Source organism: Pseudomonadota bacterium, from assembly GCA_010028905.1.
Classification (GTDB): domain Bacteria; phylum Vulcanimicrobiota; class Xenobia; order RGZZ01; family RGZZ01; genus RGZZ01.
Map to the genome: position 1 here is coordinate 1 of RGZZ01000456.1, position 4,111 is coordinate 4,111.

Consider the following 4,111-nt stretch of genomic DNA (forward strand, 5'->3'; position numbering starts at 1 on the left):
CAACGACCGAGCGGCAACTCCTCCCCCCCGACTGGCGCCCTTTGCTGAAGGAAGCCCCGCCGGCACTGCGAATCTCGCGCGCATGAGCAAACCTGACACCACCGTCATCTTCTCACGCACCCACGAGAACGCTGCGCTTCCTCGCAAAGCCAACTCCACAGACGCCTGCTTCGACCTCTCCACCCCAGCCCCCGTGACCCTCGCCCCCCGTTCGACGACCATCGTCGACCTCGGGCTCGCGCTGCAGCTGGAAGCCGGTTGGGAAGCACAGGTGCGAGGGCGCAGCGGTCTGGCGTGCAGAGGCATCGTTGTTCATCCGGGCACCATCGACCATCTCTACCGACAGCCGCTCAAGGCCATCATCCACAACATCAGTGACTCCGAGCACGTCTTCGAAGCGGGTCAGCGCATCGTGCAGATGAAGATCGAGCGCGTCTGGGAGGTGCACCTGCTCGAGGGCGAGATTGCGCCCACAGACCGCGGAGGGCTGGGCAGCACCGGCGTCTGAGCGCACCCGTGAAGCGCCGCCGAAGCCGCACCTCTGGCACTTCGTCGGGGCAGAGATCGGCCTGTTCGGCCGCTCTCCTAGAGCGTCAGGCCGTCGAGCTCACTGGTGGTCGTGGCCTCTTCTCCCATGGAGAACGTCAGCATGGCCTCAGGCGTGATCTCGAGGTTGCCTATCGCCTCGCGAAGACGTCGCACGGCGCGCGCGTGGATCTGTGAGATGCGCTGCTTGGAGACCCCCATGGTTCGAGCGATCGCCTCGAAGTTCACGCCCTCGAAATAATGCTTTCGAATCAGCAGCTGCTCACGATCCTGGAGGCTGTTGATGGCATCTCTGAGGGTGGCGCGCTGCTCGACGAACTCGGCCTCGAGCTCGGGAGCCCCCATTCCTCGATCTTTCACGGTGTCGAGCAGCGTCACGTCTTCATCGGCAGAAGCGCCGAGGGGCTGGTCGAGAGAAAGAAGGTACGAGCACCCCAGGTCGTTGATGAGCTCGTACACTTCCTTGGCGCTCAGCTTGAGCTCTTCCGCCAGCTCGGCCTCGGTGGCGGTACGACCCGTGGCCTGGGTGATCTTGTCCATGGCCTTCTGGAGCTCACGCACCTTGCCTCGCGTGCGCTCGGGAACCCAGTCGAGGGTTCGCAGGCCGTTGTATATCGAGCCACGCACCACAGGCGTGGCATAGGTCTCGAACTTGACGCCTCGCGCGGGGTCGAAGGCATCGATGGCGCGCATGAGACCGAAGGTGCCGTCGCTGATGAGATCATCGAGCTCGACACCCGTGCGAAACTTGCGCGCCACCCCTCTGGCAATGCTCTCGACCAGGGGGAGGAAGCGCTCGACGAGCAGCTCACGCGCGGAGCCGTCTTGTTCGTCTTTCGCCAATCTCCAGAGCTGGGCCACATCCATTCCGGGGGTCATCCTCCGCGCAATCGACGAGACCAGCAGCCAACCTGCCCCAGAGGAGAGCCCAGCCTCACGCCGATCACGTCAGCAGTCGTCAGGGCTCTTTCTGGTTGCGGAGCTGCTCGTACATGATGCTCGCCAGGCCAATGCCGCCAGATTGCGACCAGGCCTTGGCACGCTCATCGTCGAGCATGCCCTCGAACATCTCCTGCTCTTTGTTGGGCTCGCCTGTCAGGCTCGTCTTGGGAACGGTCTTTCGCATCTCCTGGAAGAGCTGCTTGAGAAACACCTGCTCGTACTGCTGGACTGCGTCCTTGAGCTTCGCGTCTTCACGCTGCTTCTTCGAAGGATCGTAATCCCCCGCCGAGCCAGGCGGAATCGGACTCATTCCGTCGATCATCGCACTGCCCTCCGTACTTTACGCCACACTGGCGTGTCTCCTGCAGAGCCCTTGCGGGCTCATGCGTCCGGGGGTGCGCAGCCTTCCTGAGAAGGCTGCGCACCTCGCTGTCAGAAAGGCGACTAGCCCTTCTGCATCTGATTGGTCATGCGCATCATCTCGTCTGCGGCCTGAACGCCCTTCTGGGACATCTCGAACGCGCGCTGCGCCTGGACGATGCTGATCATCTCCTCGACCACGTTGATGTTCGACTTCTCGAGGTGGCCCTGGGCGATGCCGCCAAGACCGAGGTTCTTGTCGTTGGGCGTGCCCACGACATGCGAACCCGCCACACCACGCATATCGGCAGAGTTGACGTAGAGGTTGCCCCCGATCGCCTTGAGACCGTTCGGGTTCAGGAACTTCGTGAGCATCAGCTGGCCGATCTTCACGTCGCTTCCCTTGGCGTCGGTGCAGTGCATGGTGCCATCGGGGTCGACCGTGAAGTTCGTGGCGCCATTGGGCATCTTCACGCCGTAGTGCACCTTGCCGCTCGAATCCTTGGCCAGGATCGAGAAGCCCGCTGCGTTCACGATCTCGCCCTTGGTGGCGTCGTACTTGAGCGCGCCGTCACGGGTGTAGGCCTCGCCGTCCGGCGTGCTCACCGTGATGAAGCCGTCGCCCTGGACAGCCAGATCGTAGGGGCTGTCGGTGCGCTGCACCGTGCCCTGGGTGAAGTTCTTCTGCGTGGACGCAGCGCGAACGCCCATACCGATCTGGGTGCCCCCGGTGGCCGTCGCGTTGGGGTCCTGCATGTGTGCATAGAGCAGATCCTGGAAGTCGACGCGCGACTTCTTGAAGCCGACCGACTGCACGTTGGCCAGGTTGTTGGAGATGTTGTCGATGTTCAGCTGCTGCGCCATCATGCCCGACGCTGCAGTGTAGAGCGCTCTCATCATAGCCTGGGATCCTCCTCTTCAAATCTTCCTGTGTTGCGTTCAATCAACCTCGAGTCGGGGCAAGCCCCCCCTCGCCCTACCGAACCTTGCCGAGCTCGTTGGCCGCCTTGCGGAGCACCTGATCCTGCGTCTGCAGCATCTTCTGGTTTGCCTCGAAGGCGCGTGACACTTGCATGAGCTCGACCATCTCGGCCACCGCGTTGACATTGCCCTGCTCGATGAACCCCTGGCGCACGCAGACGCCCTTCGTGAGCGTCAGCGCACCTGCGTTGTTGTCAACGAAGTTGTTGGTGCCCTCTTTCTTGATCGCACCGAGGTTCTGGAACTGGGTGATGCGCAGGCGATCGATCTCGCGGCCGTCTGCCTTCACGACACCCTCCGGCGTGACCTCGACAGAGCTCGCCTTGCCAACGTTGATGGCGCCCTTGAGGCCCATCAGCTGCGCGCCCTCTGAGGTGACGAGATGACCGTCCGGCGCGAGGCGGAATGCACCGTTCCTGGTGTAGCGCACATCGCTGCCGATCTTCACGGTGAAGAAGCCCTTGCCATTGTCGTCGAGGGCGAGGTCGAAGCTGTTGCCCGTCTCGCGCAGCGAGCCCTGGGAGAAGCCAGTGACCGTGTCCTGGCGCATGCCGCCTTCCATCTCGAGGCCACCGCCGACCTCCATGTAGCCGTTGAACTCGGCGCGGCCACCCTTGCCTGGGATGAAGCCCATCTTCTTGTCGAGCACATCAGAGAACGAGCTGATGTACGCCGTCTCTCGGCGATAGCCCGTCGTCGTGGCGTTGGCCAGGTTGTTGGTGATGATGTCCTGCTTCATCGACATCTGGATCATGCCGGCGTTGGCATACTTCATACCGTCTAGCATCGTGGGCGTACCTCTCCTTGATGGATGTCGGAAACCGTGTCTGGGGGCCTACCCCTGGAACCCTTCACGCGTCGATTCAGATGCAGGCGCTGCCTGACGGGCCTCGACCCCCGATGACGGAGAGCGATCAACCTGCACCGTGAACGCGAGAATCTCGCCAACCAGATGATACAGACGTCCGGGAACAACCGTCACAGCGGGCAAATCCTTGCCCGACTTTGAGGAATTCCCCCCATTCGCCTGCTCAACCTCTTTCTCAATCATTTCGAAATCGCAACAAATCGGCTTCATGCCTTGATGTCCACCCGCTCGAGCGCGTCGAACGGCGCGCCTCCCACGAGGCCACGCACAGATTCCGCCTGCTCCACCTTCGAGCGAGGGCTGCAGGTCGGCCTCGGGCAGCGGTATCCCAGCGCCTCGAGGCGCCCCACCAGCACGTCGAGATGCGGCTCGATGGCCGCGCGGGCATCTTCGGTGTCGACGGCCGCATCAAGC

At 62.8% G+C, this 4,111-nt stretch carries 6 protein-coding genes; 1 reads left to right on the forward strand and 5 read right to left on the reverse strand.

What is annotated here, in order from left to right:
- Positions 1-82: 82 nt before the first annotated feature.
- Entirely contained in the window at positions 83-508 is a 426-nt protein-coding gene (locus tag EB084_21055; protein NDD30757.1) for a dUTP diphosphatase, read from the forward strand.
- Positions 509-585: 77 nt separating this feature from the next.
- Here EB084_21055 and EB084_21060 read toward each other — a convergent pair whose 3' ends face one another.
- The 5 genes from EB084_21060 to EB084_21080 form a co-directional block, all read right to left on the reverse strand.
- The gene (locus EB084_21060) at positions 586-1,425 is read right to left on the reverse strand and encodes a FliA/WhiG family RNA polymerase sigma factor (protein NDD30758.1); all 840 of its coding nucleotides are present in this window, start codon (positions 1,423-1,425) and stop codon (positions 586-588) included.
- 79 nt (positions 1,426-1,504) lie between these two features.
- The gene (locus EB084_21065) at positions 1,505-1,810 is read right to left on the reverse strand and encodes a hypothetical protein (GenBank protein NDD30759.1); all 306 of its coding nucleotides are present in this window, start codon (positions 1,808-1,810) and stop codon (positions 1,505-1,507) included.
- A 122-nt stretch (positions 1,811-1,932) separates the two neighbouring features.
- Positions 1,933-2,748: a flagellar hook-basal body complex protein gene (locus EB084_21070; GenBank protein NDD30760.1), complete on the reverse strand. Its 816-nt coding sequence runs from the start codon at positions 2,746-2,748 to the stop codon at positions 1,933-1,935.
- A gap of 76 nt (positions 2,749-2,824) precedes the next feature.
- A complete protein-coding gene (locus EB084_21075) occupies positions 2,825-3,616 on the reverse strand; it encodes a flagellar hook-basal body complex protein (GenBank protein ID NDD30761.1) in 792 nt (263 codons plus the stop codon).
- Between the two features lie 287 nt (positions 3,617-3,903).
- Positions 3,904-4,111, reverse strand: a 208-nt coding sequence (locus EB084_21080; GenBank protein NDD30762.1) for a hypothetical protein, incomplete at its 5' end; no start/stop codon positions are given.

Excerpts from the sequence above, each read along its gene's own strand:
- EB084_21075 (NDD30761.1), bottom strand. The coding sequence starts at position 3,616 with ATGCTAGACGGTATGAAGTATGCCAACGCCGGCATGATCCAGATGTCG.
- EB084_21060 (NDD30758.1), bottom strand. The coding sequence starts at position 1,425 with ATGACCCCCGGAATGGATGTGGCCCAGCTCTGGAGATTGGCGAAAGAC.
- EB084_21055 (NDD30757.1), top strand. The coding sequence starts at position 83 with ATGAGCAAACCTGACACCACCGTCATCTTCTCACGCACCCACGAGAAC.
- EB084_21065 (NDD30759.1), bottom strand. The coding sequence starts at position 1,810 with ATGATCGACGGAATGAGTCCGATTCCGCCTGGCTCGGCGGGGGATTAC.
- EB084_21070 (NDD30760.1), bottom strand. The coding sequence starts at position 2,748 with ATGATGAGAGCGCTCTACACTGCAGCGTCGGGCATGATGGCGCAGCAG.